Annotated in this window: 19 protein-coding genes and 1 other RNA gene; 11 read left to right on the forward strand and 9 right to left on the reverse strand. The window is 42.4% G+C overall.

Translation table 11 applies throughout. The features are described from left to right. Positions 1 to 36 precede the first annotated feature (36 nt). Positions 37 to 1,140, reverse strand: coding sequence for a ribosome small subunit-dependent GTPase A (gene rsgA, locus JMW94_RS12030; RefSeq protein WP_201604567.1), 1,104 nt, complete (start codon positions 1,138 to 1,140; stop codon positions 37 to 39). 219 nt (positions 1,141 to 1,359) lie between these two features. On the opposite strand from rsgA, the gene orn reads away from it, so the two are divergent. Beyond that, complete coding sequence (gene orn, locus JMW94_RS12035; RefSeq protein WP_045446983.1) at positions 1,360 to 1,947, forward strand: oligoribonuclease; 588 nt, start codon at positions 1,360 to 1,362, stop codon at positions 1,945 to 1,947. A gap of 133 nt (positions 1,948 to 2,080) precedes the next feature. Here the strand turns inward: orn and JMW94_RS12040 are convergent, their stop codons facing one another. Further along, on the reverse strand, positions 2,081 to 2,935 hold the full coding sequence (locus tag JMW94_RS12040) for a UDP-2,3-diacylglucosamine diphosphatase (protein WP_201604568.1): 855 nt from the start codon (positions 2,933 to 2,935) through the stop codon (positions 2,081 to 2,083). A 35-nt stretch (positions 2,936 to 2,970) separates the two neighbouring features. Beyond that, on the reverse strand, positions 2,971 to 3,486 hold the full coding sequence (locus tag JMW94_RS12045) for a peptidylprolyl isomerase (RefSeq protein ID WP_095849316.1): 516 nt from the start codon (positions 3,484 to 3,486) through the stop codon (positions 2,971 to 2,973). A 273-nt stretch (positions 3,487 to 3,759) separates the two neighbouring features. On the opposite strand from JMW94_RS12045, the gene JMW94_RS12050 reads away from it, so the two are divergent. The 5 genes from JMW94_RS12050 (at position 3,760) to JMW94_RS12070 (ending at position 9,471) form a co-directional block, all read left to right on the forward strand. Further along, positions 3,760 to 5,499 (forward strand): glutamine--tRNA ligase/YqeY domain fusion protein, encoded by a 1,740-nt coding sequence (locus tag JMW94_RS12050; protein WP_201604569.1) that lies wholly within the window; start codon positions 3,760 to 3,762, stop codon positions 5,497 to 5,499. A 146-nt stretch (positions 5,500 to 5,645) separates the two neighbouring features. Beyond that, entirely contained in the window at positions 5,646 to 6,407 is a 762-nt protein-coding gene (locus JMW94_RS12055; RefSeq protein WP_201604570.1) for a phospholipase D family protein, read from the forward strand. 240 nt (positions 6,408 to 6,647) lie between these two features. After that, the gene (locus JMW94_RS12060; protein ID WP_201604571.1) at positions 6,648 to 7,286 is read left to right on the forward strand and encodes a peroxiredoxin; all 639 of its coding nucleotides are present in this window, start codon (positions 6,648 to 6,650) and stop codon (positions 7,284 to 7,286) included. A gap of 234 nt (positions 7,287 to 7,520) precedes the next feature. Continuing rightward, complete coding sequence (locus JMW94_RS12065; protein WP_109589253.1) at positions 7,521 to 8,183, forward strand: glutathione S-transferase family protein; 663 nt, start codon at positions 7,521 to 7,523, stop codon at positions 8,181 to 8,183. Positions 8,184 to 8,490: 307 nt separating this feature from the next. Then, positions 8,491 to 9,471, forward strand: a complete 981-nt coding sequence (locus JMW94_RS12070) for an META domain-containing protein (protein ID WP_201604572.1) — start codon at positions 8,491 to 8,493, stop codon at positions 9,469 to 9,471. Between the two features lie 129 nt (positions 9,472 to 9,600). On the opposite strand, the gene ruvC is transcribed toward JMW94_RS12070, so the two are convergent. Then, positions 9,601 to 10,185, reverse strand: coding sequence for a crossover junction endodeoxyribonuclease RuvC (ruvC, locus tag JMW94_RS12075; protein ID WP_045446965.1), 585 nt, complete (start codon positions 10,183 to 10,185; stop codon positions 9,601 to 9,603). Between the two features lie 259 nt (positions 10,186 to 10,444). On the opposite strand from ruvC, the gene JMW94_RS12080 reads away from it, so the two are divergent. After that, positions 10,445 to 11,053, forward strand: a complete 609-nt coding sequence (locus JMW94_RS12080; protein ID WP_201604573.1) for an FxsA family protein — start codon at positions 10,445 to 10,447, stop codon at positions 11,051 to 11,053. Positions 11,054 to 11,193: 140 nt separating this feature from the next. Here JMW94_RS12080 and ssrS read toward each other — a convergent pair. Further along, positions 11,194 to 11,389, reverse strand: a non-coding RNA gene (gene ssrS, locus JMW94_RS12085) — 6S RNA. Positions 11,390 to 11,649: 260 nt separating this feature from the next. Between ssrS and gpmI the strand changes: the two genes are divergently transcribed. Together gpmI and JMW94_RS12095 are read left to right on the forward strand one after the other, a co-directional pair. Then, positions 11,650 to 13,308, forward strand: a complete 1,659-nt coding sequence (gpmI, locus tag JMW94_RS12090) for a 2,3-bisphosphoglycerate-independent phosphoglycerate mutase (protein ID WP_201604574.1) — start codon at positions 11,650 to 11,652, stop codon at positions 13,306 to 13,308. A gap of 352 nt (positions 13,309 to 13,660) precedes the next feature. Then, a complete protein-coding gene (locus JMW94_RS12095) occupies positions 13,661 to 15,163 on the forward strand; it encodes a S41 family peptidase (protein WP_201604575.1) in 1,503 nt (500 codons plus the stop codon). Positions 15,164 to 15,238: 75 nt separating this feature from the next. Here the strand turns inward: JMW94_RS12095 and JMW94_RS12100 are convergent, their stop codons facing one another. The 3 genes from JMW94_RS12100 to JMW94_RS12110 all read right to left on the reverse strand — a co-directional run bounded on the left by JMW94_RS12100 (position 15,239) and on the right by JMW94_RS12110 (position 19,678). Further along, complete coding sequence (locus JMW94_RS12100) at positions 15,239 to 16,954, reverse strand: sigma-54-dependent transcriptional regulator (RefSeq protein ID WP_201604576.1); 1,716 nt, start codon at positions 16,952 to 16,954, stop codon at positions 15,239 to 15,241. 100 nt (positions 16,955 to 17,054) lie between these two features. Next, positions 17,055 to 18,848 carry a sensor histidine kinase gene (locus JMW94_RS12105; RefSeq protein ID WP_201604577.1) on the reverse strand — a complete coding sequence of 598 codons (1,794 nt, stop codon included), beginning with the start codon at positions 18,846 to 18,848 and terminating at the stop codon, positions 17,055 to 17,057. A gap of 194 nt (positions 18,849 to 19,042) precedes the next feature. Further along, the gene (locus tag JMW94_RS12110; RefSeq protein ID WP_055123802.1) at positions 19,043 to 19,678 is read right to left on the reverse strand and encodes a response regulator; all 636 of its coding nucleotides are present in this window, start codon (positions 19,676 to 19,678) and stop codon (positions 19,043 to 19,045) included. A gap of 427 nt (positions 19,679 to 20,105) precedes the next feature. Here JMW94_RS12110 and JMW94_RS12115 point away from each other — a divergent pair, with 427 nt between their 5' ends. Both JMW94_RS12115 and JMW94_RS12120 read left to right on the forward strand, forming a co-directional pair. After that, entirely contained in the window at positions 20,106 to 21,194 is a 1,089-nt protein-coding gene (locus tag JMW94_RS12115) for a serine hydrolase (protein ID WP_045451193.1), read from the forward strand. Between the two features lie 171 nt (positions 21,195 to 21,365). Next, positions 21,366 to 22,034, forward strand: coding sequence for a thiamine phosphate synthase (locus JMW94_RS12120; protein ID WP_201604578.1), 669 nt, complete (start codon positions 21,366 to 21,368; stop codon positions 22,032 to 22,034). 49 nt (positions 22,035 to 22,083) lie between these two features. Here JMW94_RS12120 and JMW94_RS12125 read toward each other — a convergent pair whose 3' ends face one another. Then, positions 22,084 to 22,413, reverse strand: a complete 330-nt coding sequence (locus tag JMW94_RS12125) for a TraR/DksA family transcriptional regulator (RefSeq protein WP_201604579.1) — start codon at positions 22,411 to 22,413, stop codon at positions 22,084 to 22,086. Between the last annotated feature and the right edge of the window lie 203 nt (positions 22,414 to 22,616).

A 22,616-nucleotide genomic window follows, 5' to 3' on the forward strand; every position in this document is an offset into this window, starting at 1 on the left:
CGGATACTAATACTGCCAATATTAATACTGCCCGTATTAATAGGGCTTAGTATCTGCCTCTTCTCTTAGGGTAACGAGATTTTCCACACGGCGCTGCAATACCACGCCGTCAGCAACCGCTTGCCATAGTGCGCAGCCTTTGCTGTTGTGAGTATGACGACAATCACGGAACTGACAGTTGCCAGACAACGGCGCAAGCTCCACAAATCCTGAAATGATATCATCGGGTGTGAGATGCCAAATACCATACTCGCGGATACCTGGGGTATCGACGATACCGCCTTGGGTCAAGTCGGTTGGGTTAAATGGTAATAAGCGACTGGTGGTGGTGGTGTGTTGACCAAGTTTTGAGTTGTCAGAGATGATATTGACGCTTTGTGCCGATTCAGGGAGTAGTGCATTAATCAAACTGCTTTTACCGACACCAGATTGCCCAGCAAAAATGACCAGTTTTTTATCGATATAACGTTTTAATTCATCCAGCCCTTCTTGCTCATCACTATCCGCGACGTTTTCAGGGCAGTCGACTGAGGTCAAGACGCTCTCATAACCCAGAGAAGCATATTGTGCGAGTAATTCTTTGGTATCGACGCCGTTTTCTTCTGCCAATAAATCGGCTTTATTAAGCACCAACAGCGGCTTTACGCCAGCATGATGACAGACGACCAAATAACGATCGATGAGGGTTGGCGCGGCAGCAGGTAGCGGCGCGAAGACAATGGCTAAAATATCGACATTGGCGGCGACAGGTTTAAGTTTATGATAACGATCAGGACGCGAGACCAGAGAGGTACGCGGCTTGACCGATTCAATACGTCCAAAGCCAGTATTAGGATCAGCACTCCAGCGTACTTGGTCGCCAGCGGCTAGCATCGGTAAATTGGTACGCACATGACAACGCCAAATATCGCCTAATGCCAGCTCTTGCCAAAACGGCTCAGGATCATCGGGTGCAATCTCTGGCTGCACGGGTATCACCGCAGGCAAGCTGGTCACTTGTACTTCCAACTGCTTGCCATAATGCGCCATGACCACGCCATCCATCAAACTGTCATCGATGCTGTCTTGACTTGCCAGCTGTTGTTTGTCGATGCGACGAATCTGTTGCTTAGTCAGTTTGCGTTGCCGAATTAATGCCATGGGTTTTGAACCTATTAAAAAATATTGCTAAGTGTAGCGTGAAAGTTTGATAACATACAGCCTAAAGCGCCTGCTGCAGACAGAGATTTTGTAACGTTTTAAGGGTTATAAATCAGTAGATGCAATGTTTTGCTACTTATGCATGAACATTGACGGGCGATTTATCTAATTAATATTGTTCCAAAGTTGTTTTAAACTTTATTGACCATAGGATATTTTATGAGTACCGGTGACCACCCCAACAAGATTAAAATCAGAAACCAAGGCAAAAAAGGGCTGGTATGGATTGATTTAGAAATGACCGGACTGGATACCTTGAATGACGAGATTATCGAGATTGCTACCGTTGTCACTGATGAAGATTTGAATGTCCTTGCCGAAGGGCCAGTGTTCGCTATAAAAGTATCGGATCAAACGTTAAATAAAATGGATGACTGGAATACTAAGCAGCATGGTCAGTCAGGATTGGTCGATCGTGTCCGCCGTAGTACCGTGACATTGGCAGAGGCCGAAGCCGAGACGATTAAGTTTCTCAATAAATGGGTCGATAGTGGTAAGTCGCCAATGTGCGGCAATTCCATCTGTCAAGATCGCCGCTTTATGGCGCGTCAAATGCCGGAATTAGAAAAATTCTTCCATTATCGCAATCTGGATGTCTCGTCAATTAAAGAGCTTTGCTTCCGCTGGCGTCCTGATATTCTCAGAAACTTTGAGAAAGGTGGCAGTCACCTAGCGTTAGATGACATCCGTGATTCTATTCGTGAATTAAAGCATTATCGCCAGCATTTCTTTAAATTAATACCGTAAAGTAAGAGTTGAGCGATCAATAGTTTGACACTTAAATTCGTGTCAATCATGCAGTGTCATTTATACTAAAAAAGGTCTGTTGATAATTCAACAGACCTTTTTTATTGTTCAGAGGCGCTCAAAAAAAATGACATTAAATGAGCGATTTAAACTCAACCAATCTAAATTCAGCAGCATTACTACTAAAACTGTCATTTGAATGCTCGTCGCCTGTCACTGCGCCAATCACCGCACTGACTTTTGGCTGGCGAGTATCTTTATCTAACAATCTCCAGTCGCCAAGTACATAGCGTTTTTTATCAGTGGTCGCTTGATGAATAGCTGGACGATGGGTATGACCATGTAGTAATGCATCGCTATCAGCCACTGCTTGTATCACTGCATCTTTATTGACATCCATGATATGCGCCGCTTTATTGGCATTATTCTGCTGGCTCTTTTGCCGCATTTTATCGGCGATTGCCAAGCGTTTCTCTAACGATTTATTGAGCAAATACCACTGGGTTAACCGATTACGCATGATTTTTCGAAAAAACTGATACTTTTTATCATCAGTACACAAGGCATCACCGTGCTCTAGACGATAATTTTGCTGACCGACAGTCAAAGTATACGGCTCGTAAATAAGCTCGCCACCAAATAGATTGCAGAATGGCTGACCTAACAAAAAATCACGGTTGCCATGCATGACCAAAATCTCACAACCAGCTACCCGTAGTTTTTTTAATTTAACGATAAGCGGAGTGAGCCAATGACTTTGTCGTTCCTCGTCGGATAAAGACAAATAAAAATCATCACCGAGCCAAACTTCAAACCAATCACCTAAGATAAACAAGCGTTTGAGCACAGGCAGAGCAAGGCAATCATCAAGCAGCGCCAAAAAAGCCTGCACTAAGGCAGGCTCTTCAGGCGATAAATGCAAATCGCTAATCAATACTTGCCGCACCTCATGAGGGCGGGTGGTAATTAGGTGGTCAAAACTTTGCATTTATCTTTATCCTCGTCATTTATCATGAGTAACGATTATTCAGAAATAATAGTCGCTGATTTGATAACCACTGGCTCTTTTGGCACATCAGCATGCATGCCGAAACGACCAGTAGGTACGCCGCGCATTTTTTCGATGACATCCATGCCGCTGGTTACTTTACCAAATACGGTGTAGCCCCAACCTTGCATGTTTTTGCCAGAATGGTTTAGGAAATCGTTGTCTTTTACGTTAACGAAAAACTGGCTGGTTGCTGAATGCGGATCTTGCGTACGTGCCATTGCAATCGTACCAGCGTCGTTTTTTAGACCGTTGTCTGCTTCGTTTTCAACTGGAGCATTGGTTGCTTTTTCATTCATTTCAGCGTCCATTCCGCCGCCTTGAATCATAAAGCCGTCAATGATGCGATGGAAAATCGTACCGTCATAATGACCAGATTTTACATAGTTTAAAAAGTTTTCAACGGTTTTTGGTGCTTTTTCTTCATTGAGTTCGATAACGATCGCACCCATATTGGTGTCTAGTTCTACTACTGGTGGCATGTCTACCATGTGATATTCCTCTTTGATTGCAGCGCCTAAAATGACGCTGTTAAGTGGTGGCTAAAAAGTTGGTGATTAAAAAATTATGGCTAGTCTAACGGCTTTTTTATCTCGTGTCATGTATCAGGCTGTTAATGCGTTCGCAAAAGCTGATAGAATAACGCAACTTTAGCTTTTTATTATCATTTTTAATAACTTGTTTTTAATGATTTGGTTTGAATTTTCCATGCTGCGTGATGGCACGTAGCATGAACTGACAATTTGCGTTAGGAGCAATGCCCGATGAGTGAGCACTCAAGCAACAATGCACAAAAAGACGAACAAAAAAACGATTTTATTCGCAATATCATTCGTGACGATGTCAAGGCGCAAAAATACCCACAAATCGTGACGCGTTTTCCGCCAGAGCCAAACGGCTACTTGCACTTGGGGCACGTAAAATCTATCTGCCTAAACTTTGGCGTGGCCGAAGAGTTTGACGGTGTTTGTAACCTGCGTTTTGATGACACTAACCCAACCGCAGAAAAGCAAGACTTCATCGACAATATCGAAAATGATGTGAAATGGCTTGGATTTGAGTGGGCAGGGGACGCACATCATGCGTCAGGCTACTTTGACCAGTTGTATGCATGGGCTGTGCAGTTGATTGAACAGGGTGATGCCTATGTAGACTTGCAGTCGCCTGAGCAAATTAAAGAAAACCGAGGCTCATTCAATGAGGCAGGCACAGCGTCACCACATCGTTCTGCCAGTGTTGAAGAAAACTTGACCCTCTTTAATGACATGAAAGAAGGCAAGTTTGCAGAAGGAAAAGCGGTTTTGCGCGCCAAGATTGATATGGCAAGCCCAAACATGAATATGCGTGACCCTGTCATTTACCGCGTCATGCATCAAGCGCATCATCAAACAGGCGATAAATGGTGCATCTATCCGATGTACGATTTTGCCCATCCGCTCTCTGATGCACTCGAAGGCATTACCCATTCATTGTGTACGCTGGAGTTTGAAGATCATCGTCCATTTTATGATTGGGTCATTGACAAAATTGGCTTTGATGTACCACCGCACCAGTATGAATTTAGCCGCTTAAATGTCGATCATACCTTGACCAGCAAGCGTAAGCTTAAACAGTTGGTTGACGAAAATATCGTTAGTGGTTGGGATGATCCGCGTATGCCGACGATCGCTGGCATGCGTCGCCGTGGTTACACACCAGAGGGTTTACGTGATTTCTGTGAACGTGTTGGTGTAACCAAAGTAGACAGCGTCGTTGACTTTCGCTTATTAGAATTTAGTATTCGCCAATCATTAGAGACGACCACAGGTCGTGGTATGGCAGTGCTTAAGCCATTAAAAGTGACCATTACCAACTTTGCCGAAGCGGTCAGCAGTTGGGAATCGCAAAAAGCGGACAGCGTCAACGCTCGCTTTGATGATGCTTCGCAAACCTTATGGCTCACGCAGCCAAAACATCCTAATGTCGATATGGGTGAGCGTGAGATTCCTTTCACTGAGACTCTATACATCGATCAAGGCGATTACGAGATTGAGCCGCCAGCAGGGTATAAGCGTCTATCACCAGAAAAGAATGAGATTCGTCTGCGTAACACCTATGTGTTGGCAGTGACCGAACATGTGCTAGATGATGCAGGTAATGTCGTTGAACTAAAAGCGACGATTGATCCGGCGACTTTGGGTCAAAATCCTGAAGGCCGTAAGGTTAAAGGCGTGATTCATTGGGTATCAGCTAGCCAAGGCATCCCAGCAACGGTGCGCATGTATGAGCAGTTATTTAGTGTCGAAGACCCAAGTGGCGTCGCTGACGTCCATCAAGCATTAAATCCTAACTCGTTGACTGAACTCAATGCCGTGGTTGAACCGTCATTGGTGAATGCGGACGCTGGCACACGCTTCCAGTTCGAGCGTGAAGGTTACTTTATCTCTGATAGCGAAGACCATAGCACTGACAAACCAGTCTTTAACCAAATCGTCAGCTTGCGTGACAGCTATAAGCCAGCTTAATTTATCACTATTAACGGCATTAGCGCTTATTTGAAAAACTACTGAACAATAGTGGTTTGCAAGCTTGCCCATTTCTAGTACGCTAGGGATGGGCTTTTTTGTGCATGATTATAAAGTGATTGATCGTAAGATTTGAGGAAAGAATAATGGCAAAATTTTTAAACAGCAGTGGCACGACTTACCATTTAGAAGAATTGATTAAAAGTGCGTCTGATAGGTTGATTATCATCAGTCCCTATCTAAAGCTGAATGAGCGTATTAAAGAGTTGCTAGAAGATCGTAATCGTCTCAAAATTGATATTAGAATCGTTTATGGCAAGAATGATTTGCACCCAGAAGAAATAAACTGGCTCAAAAATCTGACTTTTATTCGCACCAGCTTTTGCAAAAACTTGCATGCAAAGTGCTATCTAAATGAAAACGAATGCATTATTACCAGTTTGAACCTTTATGAGTTTAGCCAAGTCAATAATAATGAAATGGGTGTGCTGATTTATCGTAATGAAGATGCCAAACTATATGCCGATACTTATGAGGAGGCACAGCGCATTATTCGTATCAGCGATGAAGTGCGCATGTCGCTTGAAAAAGTGACCGAATCTGATGGTAGGACTGATAATACTGCTACTGCCAGTCATACAATGCCCAGCAATAATGCTAATACAACGGTCGCACCTACTGCTATAGAAGCGGCAACGCCTAATTACTCTAAGCTGACCACAGCAAAGCTTGCCAAAGAGCTGGGTTTTAAGACACAAGAGTTAAATGATAAGTTGCTTGCAGCGGGATATTTACAAGAGCAAGAAGGAGAGCTTACATTAACAGATGCTGGGCGTGCAGCAGGTGGCACCAGTAAAAAAGGTAAATTCGGTGATTTTTGTTTGTGGGATTCTGGAATGGTGATTTGATTCATTGGTTAGGTCTATGCTAGATTACTTAGTAATAAACAGAATAACCGCATTACAATCTTTCACAAGACAGTCATAACCAGTTTGCTAAGATAAAATAGAATTTTTACTGACGTGCTTTGAGTTATTGTGTAATATCTGATAGGGCACGTTGATAATAAAAAGTACGTTGATAATAATAGAGCACGCGAATATCTTTGGATATTAGTGCTCATCACTAACATAGCTAAGGAATTAAGCATGGCACATTTACGTTTAGGCGATACCGCACCGAATTTTGACGCTGCAACCACAGAGGGTAATATCAATTTCCACGAGTGGGCAGGCGATAATTGGGTCGTTTTTTTCTCCCATCCAGCTGATTTTACGCCAGTATGTACTACTGAGCTTGGTCGTGCTGCGGCATTGAATGGCGAATTTCAAAAGCGTGGTGTCAAGCCAATTTGTATCTCTGTTGATGGTATCGATGACCATCATGCGTGGGCAAAAGACATTGGTGAGACGCAAGGTACTGAGCTAAATTTTCCAATCATTGCTGATCCGAACAAAGAAGTCGCTGAGCTATATGATATGATGCATCCAAATGCAGATAGCACGCATACGGTACGCAGTGTCTTCATTATTGATCCAAAGAAAAAAATCCGCTTAACGCTGACTTATCCTGCGAGCTGTGGTCGTAATTTTGACGAGATTATCCGTGTCATTGATGCTCTGCAACTGTCTGATGAATATAATATTGCGACACCAGTTGACTGGAAAGACGGTGATGATGTCATCATTCCACCAAGTGTTAAAAACGAAGATATTGCGGCTAAATACCCTAAAGGTTATACAGAAATTAAGCCTTATTTACGTACCACGCCTGCACCCAATAAATAAGTAGTATGATTGGATGAATGCAATGAAGCCTCATGACGTAACGTTGTGGGGCTTTTTGTTGTTTAGTCTCTGATCAAAAAAGCAAGCCTAATAAGGCTTTGCTATGATGAGCAGAGTAGGATATAACTGTTGTATAAATGATGGTTAGTCTTCATTTATCATCAACAGCGTGATAATCATAATAAAACTAGATAGCGTTGAATCGCTTTTGTTCAATCTTACAAGGAGTTTGCCATGAAAAAACTATACGTCACCCGTACTGCACCCAATCCACGTAAAGCCCTTATTTTGTTAGCATCAAAAGGCATCGATGTCGATGATATGGATGATGTGGACGTGATTGACATTGATTTTGCTGCCAATGAGCAAATGTCAGACGAGTTCACCAAAATAAATCCAATGCAGACCGTGCCAGTTCTAGTACTAGGGGATGGCACGGTACTTAATGATTCACAGGCTGTATGTGAGTATCTCGACCGTGTCTATGGTGAGCGTTCGGTGATGGGTAATGATGTAATACAACGTGCGCAAGTGTGCGCTATGCGCCGCATTGCTGAGTTTGAGGTATTGTATAACTTTATGCTGGCTTTTCAGCACAGTCATCCGTCCAAAGCCCAACGCGTTGAGCAAGTCCCAGAGTTTGTCGCGCCATCTGTTGCACGAGCTGTTAAAGCCCTTGCTTATTTTGAAAATATTTTAGAAGGTCGTGAGTATTTGGTCGGTGAACAATTAAGCTTTGCTGATATCGTCTTATATCTCGGTTTGGATTTTGGTAAAGTCCTTAACGTGAATCCGAATGAGCAGGGCGAAAATCTTGCGCGTTTTTATCAAATGATGAATGAGCGTTTCAGTATTAAAAATATGGCAAAAGCCAAAATTGCTCATACAAACGAGTAAGACTAGCGAGTAAGACTAGCGCGAAAAATTAAAAATGCGACATCACTGATGGTCTTGAATAATTGATGAAATTTTCAATTATCTGAGACCATTGATTTTTTATGGTACTTTTAAATATTAAAATAGCAGTTACGATGAATTCATAAAAATAAACACTTTGTTACAACCATAGTAATCAACGGCGCTATAGTGGTGAATTGTGACGCTTTAATTAAGTGGATATCATCAGCCCCTTATTGTTAAATATTTAACCTGATTTTTTAAATACTTTGACTTAAAAAAGGGATAACCACAAGGTATAACTGCTATGACCTCATCTGTTAAAAAACGGCCAATTCGATTCACTTTACTACCAAGTTTGTTGGCACTAAGCTTGGCATTAAATGCTTGCCAAGATGCTTCTTTACCCAATGAAAGTGACGTACAAGAAGGTAATCAGACAAGCGCTGATGCAATAAATGATGATGGCATAGATATGAATGCTGATGCAGTAACGGATGATACTCAGATGGATAAGATGAGCGATGAAGAGAAAATGATTTCCAATCTTTCACGTTATCGTTGGACATTGATGTCTGTAATGGACAAAGGCGCACAGCCATTAAACATGCTGACGGATATTAAAGACCAAGTGCGTTTGTCTTTTAATCAATACCAAGGTGAGAATACGTTAAGTTATAGCGTTGGTTGTAATACCATGAGCGCCGGTTACCAATTGCAAGGTCATACTTTGACTGTTGAAGAGGGTATGAGTACGAAAATGTCTTGTGGCGAGCTTGATAAGGCTGAAAATAGTTTAAGTCAGCTGATGCAAGGTGAAAGCCAGTTAACATTAATGAAAGCTAACAGTGCCAAAGATGGCGACGTTAAAGACAACAACTCTCAGGATGATAGTCTCAAGGGTGATAAGCCAATATTAACCCAAGTCACCAGTGATGGAGCAACGTTGGTTTGGCAAGGTAGGCTTACCTCACAAGCCAAGTATAATAGTAAAGGTGAGACCGTATTCTGGGCAGTAAGCTCGAAAATGATACCTTGCACCGATAATGGCTTAGAGATGTGTCTACAAGTGAAACCCATTACCTATGATGACCAAGGTATTAAAACGAGCGAAGGCAAGTGGGCAGTCTTTACGGGTGAAATCGATGGCTATCAGCATGATGGCATGCATGATGAAGTATTACGTCTACAGCGCTACCCATTAGACAGTGACGATAGCAATAGTACAGAAGGCGAAGAATATGCTTATGTGTTGGATGCAGTGATTGAAAGTGCCGTCGCAGAGTAGTCGGTTTAAGCCGTTGCATTTTTATAGTAAAGCGATTTTATAGCAAAACGATAGTGTAAATAACTTAGACAGTTCGAAAAACACGCGGCATTCGAACGCGTGTTTTTTATGCTTGTGTTATAAGCGTTCTTAACGCAAGTTCCCCAGATCTTCTTCTGTTAAACGCCAGCGACCTTTTTTCTTAGACGCACCGCGCCCACGCATGGCACTGTTTAATATTAATTTATTCATGGAATGGCTTGAATGCGCATGACAGATGGCGCAGGCAAGACCATCGGCGGCATCTTGTTGCGGCACGACATCCAAAGATAGTATACGGCAGACCATCTCTTGCACTTGCTCTTTTGCCGCTGCGCCATAACCGCAAACGGCTTGCTTAATCTGGCGCGCGGTATATTCCGATACTTCTAAATCTAGAGCAACCATGGCGGCAATAGCAGCACCTCGCGCTTGCCCAAGTTTCAACGCTGAGTCAGGGTTTTCTGCCATAAACACTTGCTCAATAGCCGTATAGATAGGCTCATCAGCATATTTCAAATGATGCTGTGTGATGCGCGTTAAGCCATTAAAGATGCGCTTTAGACGTTCAGGCATCTCTTTGGTGTCGGTACGTATGGTACCTGCATCGATATAGGTGAGTTTGTCGCCCGTCTGTTGGACGATGCCATAACCGGTCATGCGCGAACCAGGATCAATTCCAATAATAATTGCCATAATATCCCATCTTGCTTATATTTTATTTTATATTCAATACTATATAAATTGGATACGGTGTCAGACTCGCTCAGTCTACTACTCGTAGTACTTTTACTCATCTTCCTTTTATCCAAATTATATTGTACCGACTATATGGCTTAAAAATCAGCCTTAAGTTTGATAGTATAGCAATCAATCCCCATATACATCATATGTTAGCCATCTTAATTTGCATGGCGCTTAATTTTTTAGATTTTATTTTATAGGACGACACTTTATGGGTCAGATAGTTGGTATTGCCATCGTTTGGTTTATTATCGAAATGCTACTTTGGTATTTGCTTGCTCAGTTTATGAGTGGTTGGTGGGTATTTATGTGGTTTATTATCGCCGCAGTCATTGGTATTTCCCTCTTGCGTAAAGGGATGGCTGCCCTCAATCCAATGGCACAGCAGATGAAAGCAGGTGGCATGATGAACCCATCAATGCGTCCGCAAGAATCAACCATGATGAAAAGTGTGGCCATGGCAGCGGCTGGTATTTTGCTACTCATTCCAGGTGTGCTGAGCGATTTACTCGCATTATTGGTGATATTGCCACCCGTGCAAAAGAAGCTCAAAGACTTTGCTAATAATTATGTCATGAATAATCAGCAAAAAATGATGGAAATGATGGCCAAGCAGATGGGCGGCGGACAAAATCCGTTTGGTGGCATGGGCGGTCAAAACCCATTCGGCGGCGCAGGTGGTATGAATAATCAAAATCCGTTCGGTCAACAACAAAACCCGTTTGGTGATGGGTTTAAACAGCATACAACGATTGATGGGACAGCAAAAACCATTCCCAAGGATGTGAAAAAAATCACCAAATCTGCCAATGACGAATAATTAAATTAATAGGCAAGCATAAGAAAAGCCCCTTTTATCAATGATAAAAGGGGCTTTTTAATGGTTATTACTAAGTCTTTATGAAATGGTGGATTATAAGTAAACCTACCAAATATTATTAGAATAATAATTAACCGAATAGAACAACCGAAGTGCCGCTGTAAGATGGTGACCCATGAACCGTGAAGTTCAGGGCGGATGCGTCACTGCCTCTGCAGGTTTCCTGATACACCGCAAGCGGTGCAGGCATACACAATGAAGCAATAGGTACCACATCCTGGTAAAGCATTATCGGCTCAGGGAATAAACATCTACTAGCCAACACTTCAGAATATAATTATATTAACGAATGGTTTGAATGATTGCAAGTATGATTTACAGATTGATACGTAGATTTAGAGAGTGGCATTATTGCTATTAAGTTTAACCGCCTTTTCTACTGTATAAATGTGCTTTAAATAAGTATGCTTTAAACGCTTAAGAATGGGCGTAAAATGACGATTTTTCAGCTATTTTAAGATGTGTGTTAATATAGAGGGCTTTAAACATCCTAATATAGCATTATAGGCGTTCATTCACTTGAGGAGCGGTAATCCATGACCAATACCCAGCAACAATCAGCATTTATCGATGATAATCAGGCTCAGCTCAATAGCAAGCAGGATGGCGATCAAAATAAAAAAGTGCCGCATGTCTTAATGATATTAGATGGTTTTGGGCATCGTGAAGACGATAAGGATAATGCGATTGCTGCCGCCAATATGCCAAATTTGGATAGGATTTATCAGCAATATCCGCATGGATTGATATCTGCTTCTGGAGAAGATGTTGGTTTGCCAGATGGGCAGTTTGGCAATTCAGAAGTTGGGCACATGAACTTAGGCGCGGGTCGCGTTCTGTATCAAGATTCGACTCGTATCTCAAGTGAAGTGGCCAATCGTGAGTTTTATAAAAACGAAGCCTTAGTCAAGGCGGTTAAAGCCGCGAACGAGTTGGGTGGTAACGTCCATATCATGGGTTTGCTGTCAGATGGTGGTGTACATTCGCATCAAGATCACATAGAAGCGATGTGTCACTCGGCGTTAGTGCACGGCGCTAGAAATGTCTTTGTACATTGCTTCTTGGATGGACGCGACACCCCACCTAAATCAGCAGATAAGTATATTAATCGTCTGCGGGATCATATCAATAAGCTTAATGCTCATTATGAAGGCGGCCGCGTACAGATTGCCAGTATCATTGGGCGCTATTATGCAATGGATCGTGACAATCGCTGGGATCGCGTGCAAAAAGCCTATGAGCTTATCACTGAAGGTAAAGCCGATCGTCTGTCTACGCGTGCAGATGGCGCAGTACAAGCTGCTTATAAGGCACGTGAAACCGATGAATTTATCAACCCGACCGTAGTCATTGGCCGTGATGAGGTGCCATATACCGTTGATGACAATGACGCGCTTATCTTTATGAACTTCCGTGCTGACCGTGCCCGTGAGCTGGCGCAAGCTTTTGTCTTGCCAGATCATGAGTTTTCAGGGTTTGCCCGCAATAAGCAGCCAAAACTTGCGGCATTTGTGATGCTGACCAAATATTCTGACGTTTTAGCAGACAATCCCAAAACTAGCGTTGCTTATTATCCCACGTCGTTGACCAATACACTTGGCGAGTATTTGCAAGACAATGGTAAAACTCAGCTGCGTATCGCTGAAACTGAAAAATACGCGCATGTGACGTTTTTCTTTAGCGGTGGTCGTGAAGAAGAGTATGAGGGCGAGACACGTATTCTCGTACCCTCTCCAGATGTGGCGACTTATGATCTGAAACCAGAGATGAGTGCGCCTGAAGTGACCGATAAATTAGTGGCTGCCATTGAATCAGGCAAATATGACGTGTTAATTGTCAACTATGCCAATGGTGATATGGTAGGTCATACAGGGATTTTTGATGCGGCTGTAAAAGCAGTAGAGGCACTAGATGTCTGTGTTGGCCGTATTGAGTCAGCGGTACGCGCTGCTGGCGGTGATATGCTTATCACAGCAGATCATGGCAACTGTGAGCAGATGCAAGATTACGAAAGTGGTCAAGTACATACTCAACATACCACTGAACATGTGCCACTCATTTATGTGGGTGAGAAAAACTTACAAGTACGTAGTCGTGGTAAGTTGAGCGATGTCGCACCGACTATTTTGGCGCTGATGGATATTGAGCAGCCTGCTGAAATGACGGGCGAAAGCTTACTGGTTCCAGCGGTGTAAGTCAGGCATTTAATACTATTATATTGACAACTTACTAGCGTTGTTAGAAGTAATAGAAAGGGGAGAGATATTTATTGTCTCTCCTTTTTTTGATCTGTTTTTAAAGAGATATTTGGCTGACTTTATTTATCTTTAAATGTTTGAATAGTGAGAAAAATAAGGGCAAGCATGATATTTCGCCTGCTAAAAAAAATTGACACCGCTACTCATCATTTGATGAAATCATATTAGTTGTCGTGAATGTTACTTGCAATACTCTCCTAGTCTTAGACTGGCTCTTGATGCTATCTTATGAGATAAATATTCATCCATATATCTATAAAAATAATTCTATTATTAAACGAGTTCTCTTATGCGTTCTATTTATTTTATGCGCTTACCAGTGACGAAGCGATTGGGCAAACAAGCAATGAAGATATTCACTGCGCCGACTATTTTTAAAGCTGCATTGATGATAGGTCTGCTTGGGCTCAGCACTGCTAGTATGTACGCACAAGCAGCGAGGTCACCAGCTAATGCGACCATCAATAATCCCACCGCCAGTCTACAACTGATTAGCTTAAATACCGATGAGATAGCCACAGAAGATGACACTAATAATTTATCAGATGTCGCTGATATGCTTGAGTCGGCCGACCAAGTTGACGATTCGATAGACAGTGTCGCAGATGAGAGTGCCTTGACCGATGATACGAATGAGATCGATGTCAGTATTCCACCTGAGGTTGCGCAAGTATCATTGAATGCCATTTCTCCAGAAACGCTCAAGACGTTTGTTGCGGTAGTGGATTTGGTACGCCGTGAATATGTAGATGCGGTCAACGATGAAGAGCTGTTCAATAATGCGTTGAGTGGTATGTTGACTAAGCTAGATAGTCATGCTGAATTTTTAGATGCTGAGGCTTATGAAAATCTGCGTGCCTTTACCGAAGGTGATGTGGGTGACGTCGGTATCAAAGTCAATTATCAGCCTACAGATGGCTATTGGGTGATTACAGAGGTTATTGACGCATCGCCTGCAGATAAAAAGGGCATTGCGGTTGGCGATTATTTACATCAAGTCGGTGATTTCAAGCTTGATGAAGATAAAGAAAGTAACGATATCGAGCAACTTTTGACAGGGATTGCGGGTACGCAAGTAGATGTTGTCACCTCAAAAGCTGGTCGCCGCAAACATACTACGACCTTGCAGCGTAATAACAGCCACCCTCAAACGGTCGAGGCAAGTCTCATTGACGGTGTTGCTGTTATTAAGTTACCTGCCTTTCAAAATAATAGCCGTGAAAAACTCTTGGAAGGCTTGATAGATCTAGACGCACCTATCACAGGTATCTTGCTAGATATACGTGATAATCCAGGCGGGGTGCTCACGTCGGCGGTGAGCGTGGCCAGTTTGTTTATGAGCGACACTGATGTGGTACAAGTAAAGGGTCGTCAAAGTGACACGCGTACGCTATCCACTCAAGGTCTAGCGATACTTGAATCATTGCCAGTGGTGGTGCTGCAAAATCGCTATTCGGCGTCAGCGGCAGAGGTGCTTGCTAGCAGCTTACAAGCACAAAAACGTGCCACAATCGTTGGTGAAGTCAGCTATGGTAAAGGGTCGGTACAGTCAGTCATCCCACTGAATGATGAGCAGGCTGTCAAACTCACCGTCGCCAACTATATGACAGCGTCAGGCAATAAGATCGACGGAATCGGGGTAGAGCCTGATATGACCTTGTCAGGAAATGAAAGTACATGGGAGCAGCAAGCGCTCGCTTTACTAAAAACAAAAGCACTTGATTCGGGCATTCGTTTTGTCCGAAAACCTGCCAAAGTCGATAAAGCAGTGGCAGGCAATAGGGTTCAGTAAAGCTCGCTTAAAGATAGGCTATTGCGATGTATTAACGTTAAAATATCATTTGTCATTATTCAAAAATGGCAAATGCTATGGCTCGAATTGATCCTCAGCTATCTCTAGTTTTTTCATGCGATAGCGTAACGAGCGAAAAGTGGTGCCTAGTAGTTCAGCTGCTTGCGTTTTATTCCAAGCCGTTTGTTTTAGCGCGGTAATAATCAACTGTCTTTCTTGTTCTTGTAGGTAGTGTTCTAACCCTTGAGAGGGCAACTGACCATCCTTTAATTTGCTTAGAATTGCTTTTTCATCACTTCCTTGCACAATAGATCGATGGGTGACAGATTCTTCGTGATTGTGACGGGCTGTATGGTTGGGGTTTTGTGCATGATGGCTTTCTGAACGCTGTATCATAGAAGGGTAGTGCTGAGCGTTAGTACGATAAGGATGCAAGTTGGACGTCGCTTGCTTGGCCTGTGGCGCTATAGTCTCATCCATAGATTGAATGACTTTTTCTCTATCTTCTATCGATTGAGCGACCATTTGGTTGTTTGTTTGACGCTCAGAATGTTGAGTATTATTGACAACCGCAGGCTCACTCTTCTGATCTTGAGAGACTGCGCGGTGATGGGTTATATCCATATCAGGCAAACCCAAGTGGCTGATGTCAATGTGCGGTGTCTCTGCTAGGGTTACTGCACGTTCAAGGACGTTACGCAGTTCACGAACATTGCCCGCAAAGTTATGATCTTGCAAACGTTCGCATGCCTCAACAGTGAGTATCGGTGGGTTCTCTAACTGCCATTCATCAGCAATTAATGCTAAAAAGTGCTTGGCTAATACAGGGATATCATCACGACGTGCATTGAGCGTTGGCAGTTTTAACTCAATCACATTGATACGGTAGTACAAATCTTGTCGAAACGCACCGTCTTGCACCAATTGGTTTAAATTTTTGTGGGTGGCGGACAAGATACGAATATCTACGGGAACCTCTTTGGTATCACCAATGGCTCTCACCGTTTTTTCTTGAATGGCGCGCAGTAGTTTTACCTGCATGGCTAAAGGCAAATCAGCCACTTCGTCTAAAAATAACGTGCCGCCATTGGCTTGCTGAAACAGCCCTTGCTTGTCAGCGACAGCTCCCGTAAAGCTGCCTTTTTTATGACCAAAGAACTCTGACTCCATTAGCTCTGATGGTATTGCTCCACAGTTTACTGGTACAAAGCTACCATCACGGCGTGGGCTTAAATCATGAATCAATCGGGCAACCACTTCTTTACCAGTACCCGAAGCGCCTGACAAAAATACAGGTGCTTGTGAGCGTGCCAATTTTAAAATAGTATTTTTCAGTGGGTGCATCACCGCAGAATGACCAATGAGCCTACTGTCCAGCAGTTTTTGTTCAGGTGAGCATTCGGCTGTGGCTTTTGCTTCATTGTCTTGATGAATAACTCTTAAAGCATTTTCCACCAGTTGACGTAGGCGCGGTAACTCAAGAGGTTTATTCACAAAGTCAAAAGCACCAAGCTTCAATGCTTCAATGGCGAGATCCATACTGCCGTGAGCAGTAATCACGGCAATGGGTGTACTAGAGCTATTGCTAATTTCTTTTACCAACTCTAGTCCTGACCCATCAGGCAGCTTTAAATCGGTCAGACAAAAATCGTAATCATTGTCTTGCCAGTATGATCTTGCTTGTGACAGAGTATATGCTACATCACTTTTAATGCCCATTTTGGTCAAAGTAATTTGCATCAATCGGCACAGATCCACTTCGTCATCAACGACTAGCGCGGTTGTTGTCATACATCATCTCATCGTATTCAATAGCTATAAAATGTTAAAAACCAAGAGGCCTTAGTGGCAAAGTATTCTATGTAATGTTAATACTTGGTAACGTTAATATTTATAAAATAGTGGTATTAACATTATGTTCAGTTTTATTTACATAAGTATCAGCGCCAATAGCAGGTGCTATCAAGCGAAAACAGGTTTTCTCATGTTCAGGAATATAAAGCAAACGAGTTTGGTTGGCCTCACAAAAAGCTTGTGATAGATACAGTCCCAAGCCTGTCCCTGCTTGATCTGTCGTAAAAAATGGATTAAACAAATATTCTAAGTCTTTGGTGCTAACCCCGCGACCAGCATCCAAGATATCAATTATAACATCGTTATCCGCACAATAAATCTCGATTTCCACATAGGCATGAGGGTGGGCGTAGCTACTGTAGCGCAAGCCATTGTTAATTAAATTGATTAAGACTTGCTCTAGTTGATGTGTGTCGAATGATATGGTCGGTTGTGTTTTTACGTGTAGAAAAACATCGTGTCCTTGAAAGTAGTTCTCTAAAAATGTTGGCATCCAGTCTGCCAGTATAATCGATTGCTGGTTTGCGGTTTGCTGACGAGACAATTTTAGTACATCTTCGATAATACGATTCACACGTTTTGTTTGTGAAAATATCATTTGATAAAGCTCATGATTCGCTGCCATATCGTCATTTGAGATAGTCGCCGTTATCGTATTATCTACTGTATCGACTTCTAGATTGGCTTCTATAACATCTTCCATTAATAATTGGCTGGCTTGTGATATCGCTGCCAAAGGATTCCTTATTTCATGGGCGATGCTCGCCGTCAATTGCCCTAAAGAAGCCAGTTTCAATTGTTGGGCACTGGCTTGTTCGCGGCGTAAATCCTCTAACATTATCAATTTACTGTCATCTTTTAATGGAATAATTTGTACGCGCAGTTTACCGAATATGGAAGCGTTTGCGACTGTAGGCAAATCATAAATAAAGGTGCGTGATTGGCCTGCCGCTACTGACAAACAGGCTTTAAATAGCTGCGTGTGTTGTTGACCAAGCTGCTGCTGGAAGTTAGACAAGAGTGCACTGCGAGTATTGTTCCGAGTATCTTTTGTATCAATAGAGGTGTTGTACAATGATACGGAAGGGGTGTGCGAAAGGCTAAGTAATTGGTGAGCGGCAAGGTTTGCCAAAACGATATGCTGTTTATCGATGACGATGACACCATTAACCATTTGCGTGATGACTTCTTGGTTGATGACGTTTAATCGATCAACTTCTTTAGCATGACTCGCTGCTACTTTTTCAAGTTGTACCAAACGCTGTGAAATTGACCAGCTCAAACCACCAACCGCTAAAAAGCTGGCTGACATGAGCAATGCGTCCCCTAAATTTGCTAAGCTCATGCTATTGACAATGGCATAAAAGAATTGCTGATAAATGACAAAAATAATAGCGAGTAGAGTAATAATTAAGGCTTGTGAGCCGTGTAGCAACATAAAACTCGCTGCGACGACCACCATATACAACATGGTCAACTGTAAATCAGGCGCACCCGCTGTATATAGTAATAAGCTTAATATAATGACGTCTAATACTAAACCAAAGGCTAACTGCCGCCGCATTTGCTGATTAACGACATAAAATAAGCCAAGTAAAATAAGGCTAAGCAGGAAATAAAAGCTAAGCGTTGTTTGTTGTAAAAAGCTTGGTAGAGAGAGGCTGTTGTCAGAGTGAGCGGTGATATACACCATCAGTAGAGAAAACAGACTAACAGCAAAGCGGTAACTGCTATAAATAAGCCCCAACCTGCGCAATTGAGGTGGAGATAGCGTGTCATCACGATGCAAATAGTGAGTAACAGCAGAGACGATATTAGTAGCAGGCTTCATAGATTGACCGCAATAAGGGAACAGTTGCTAGGGTGTATCTTCATTTTAAAATAGAGATAAAATGAGATAAATTACAATCAAACAAGGAAGATATCGCCATTAATATCAGGATATTTGACGATACTTGATAAAATTTAGCCATTTTCAGCTCATGTAGATGTCCATCAATTGAACTGAGGACATGCCCTAATGAGTTATGGCTGAATTAGACCATGACGAATGGCCAAATGTGTTAACTTCACATCGCTATCAACCCCAACTTTCTCATAAATACGATAGCGGTAAGTGTTGATGGTTTTGACACTCACAAATAGCTGATCAGCGATTTGCTGCGGGCTTTGACAGTTAACGACCATCATTGCCACCTGTTTTTCGCGATCACTCAGTAAGTCAAAAGGTGAGTTGGCATTATCTGACAGCAAAACATCAGCCAGTTGCTCAGCGACATCTTGGCTAAAATAACGACCACCTTGATAGATTTTTTTGACAGCGCGAATCATCTCATCGAGCGGCGTGCCCTTCGTAATATAGCCATTGACGCCAGCTTTGATAAGCATCGAAGGATACGGCTGCGCTGACATACTACTGACGGCCAATATTTTGATACCCATATCCAGCTGAATTAAGCGTTTGGTTGCTTCAAGCCCACCAATATTAGGCATATTGACATCAAGCAAAACCACATCAGGGCGTAATTGTTTGGCCAATTTGATGGCCATGTCACCGCTGTCCGCTTCGCCGATTACTTCGATATCGATACTATCTGACAACATGCGGCTAATACCCATTCTCACCAAATCATGATCATCTACTACCAGTACTTTAATCATAACGATACTCTTTGTTGTTTGTCAGAATGAAGGCTTTTACTGACGCTAAATGACAAAAAATAAAATCATTAGAGTCGTTTTTTTAGTTTTTGAAAAAAATAAAATATTGCTAATCTTTTAGATAGATAGCATTGTTTAATATAACAAAAAACGAATAATTACAGTGTTCAAAGTTAAGATATATTGCTGCAATGTGAGTCAATGTTTCTGTAATATAAAGTGGTTGTAGTAAAATTTGAATTACACCAAAATAAATTATTAAATCAGCTTGATACATTAAACTTAAATGCAAACCATGATACACTAAAAATACAAAAACTCTATACGAGTACTTATAAACCCATTCATAAACGCTACGTACGTTGTTGCTATTGGTTAGTATGTAACTGATTCTCTAATTAACAGCATCGTGACAGCAGGAGGCATAATGAAGCAACTACCATTAACCAAACAGCAATTAATCGCTGCTATGATTTCATTGAGTTTGGGCAGTGTTGCACAAGCCGCACTTACTATTAATGGTAGCGCTGACACTAGCTCTAGTGCTCGCATGAGTTGGGGCGGTGCCGATAGTTTGTCTGAAGCACGCAATATTATGTACAAATCCAAAGGCTCAGCTATCAAGAAAGTTGATAGTGGCAATGGTACGACCAGTATCACCAACGCCAATAGCTTCGGTAGTAGTAATAACAGTTACAATAGCAGTAATAGCTACAATACAACGTATCGTGGCTCATTTGGTAGCAGTAACATGATACCGATCAGCACTGATTCGCGTAGTGTTGCGGTCATCGATGCTGAAACGGGCGAATCTATTTATGAAAAAGATGCTGACATTGCGCGTCCAATGGCCAGTATCTCTAAAGTGATGACGGCCATGGTCGTATTGGACGCCGGTCTCGATATGCGTGAAGAGCTCACACTCGATCCAGAAGATTTCGTCGGCCCTAAGCGTGCCAGCTCTAACCTTAAATCAGGCGATCGTTTGAATCGTGCCGAGATGTTGCTCATGGCATTGATGAAATCAGAAAACCCAGCAGCAAAGAGTTTAGCGCGTAATTATCCAGGTGGCTATACCGCCTTTATACGTGCCATGAATCGTAAAGCCCAAGATTTGGGTATGACCACGGCTTTCTTTGGTGATCCAACGGGTCTTGATAAGCGCAACGTCGCTTCATCAAATGACTTGGTTAAAATGGTTCGCGCGGCGGGTAACTATGACGTGATTCGTCGTTTCTCGACCACCAAGAGCTATGACTTTTATGTTTCTAACTACTCAAGTGGTAACCGTACTTATAAAGCCAATAACACCAGTAGCTTGGTTCGTGCCGGTGATTATCCAATTGGTATCTCAAAAACAGGTTTTATCAATGAAGCTGGTCGTTGTGTGGTCATGGAAACGCGTGTGAATAACCGCCCAGCAATTATTGTCATCTTAGGAGCGAACAGCTCAGCCACACGTTGGGGTGATGCCAAAAATATTCTAAACAGTTTAGCGACACGCCGCACGGTATAACTTTACTGTTTTAGCATTTATAAAAAGGCTGTTATTCGATATAACAGCCTTTTTATTGTGTTGAATTTAAGGTGTGTCTTCAATTTAACCAATGGACTTATACATGGGCTAAAAAATTATCTCATTTTTATCTCCATTTTTAAAATGAGGACACACTCTAGGAAAAATAATATGACTCAAACACCGACTGTTATATCAACGCCAAAGCTATATTTACTGACCAATGACGATGAGTTTGCGCTGCTGTATCGCAAATTAGAAGCAGCACTAGCAACAGGATTCATTGCGCTGTTACAAATTCGTCGCAAGCAGATATTGGCGCTACCTGATGGTGAGTCTCGTCTATACGAAGAGGCTAGACAAATAGTTGAGTTGGCGAAAGCGTACAACGTACCAGTCGTCATCAATGACAATATTAAACTGGCTGCCAAGCTCGGCGTTGGTGTGCATTTGGGTCAACAAGATGGCGAAGTTGCCGATGCTAAGCACGAACTACATGCAAACCAAATGATCGGACGCACTTGTCATGGCAAGGTGGAATTGGTTGAAGAAGCAAAAAACGAGGGCGTAAGCTATGCCGCTATGGGTGCGATTTTTACCTCAAATACAAAACCTAACGCCAATATTATCTCGCGCCAGCAGCTTATAGATGGCTGTCAGCAAAATATAGCGATATGTGTCATCGGTGGCTTGACGGCAGAAAATGTCACCGAGCTGGCAGGTTTGCCCATTACTTACGTGGCGGTCGTTGGGGATATTATGGATTTGCCCGTGGATCAAATCGCTGTGCGCTGTCAACAGTGGCAGCAGGCATTCTCTCAATGGAAAATGCCTACTTGATCACTAGAACTTTAATTTGGAATGGCTGTCTTAGAGTAAAAATGAGTCGTTATTCAGCATGTTCCATACATAGGTTAGCGTAAGGCAATGCTTGTAAGCGCTGTTCTTCAATTTGCTCACCGCAGACTTCACATTTACCATAAGTCCCGTTCTCAATACGACTTAGCGCATTTTCGACATAGATCAAACTTTGACGGGCTTCAACCATTAAATTTGTACGCATGTCGTTTTGACGATAAGAGATGGCTTGGTCTTCCCAATGCTCATTGAGGTCGTCTTGCGGGTTTTGGATATGATCTTCAATTTTATCGATACGAGTCTCATATTCTTCTTTAAGTGTTAGTAGGTTTTGTTTGGCAGCTTGAAGGTCGATACTCATTGGGTTCTCCTAATGGGTTATTTTTATTGTAGGTATTATTTATTATCAGTGCTAATAGCATCTTAAACAGCCTTATTATAGTCAGTTTAATATAAAATCGATACAGCCCATATCATGAAATAGTTTAGGCAGATTATTTTCCATCCATCCTTGGCGTAGAAATTTAGCCTGTGCCCACTTATTCTCGATAGGATTTAGATCAG

This window comes from Psychrobacter immobilis (genome assembly GCF_904846185.1).
Lineage (GTDB): Bacteria > Pseudomonadota > Gammaproteobacteria > Pseudomonadales > Moraxellaceae > Psychrobacter > Psychrobacter immobilis_B.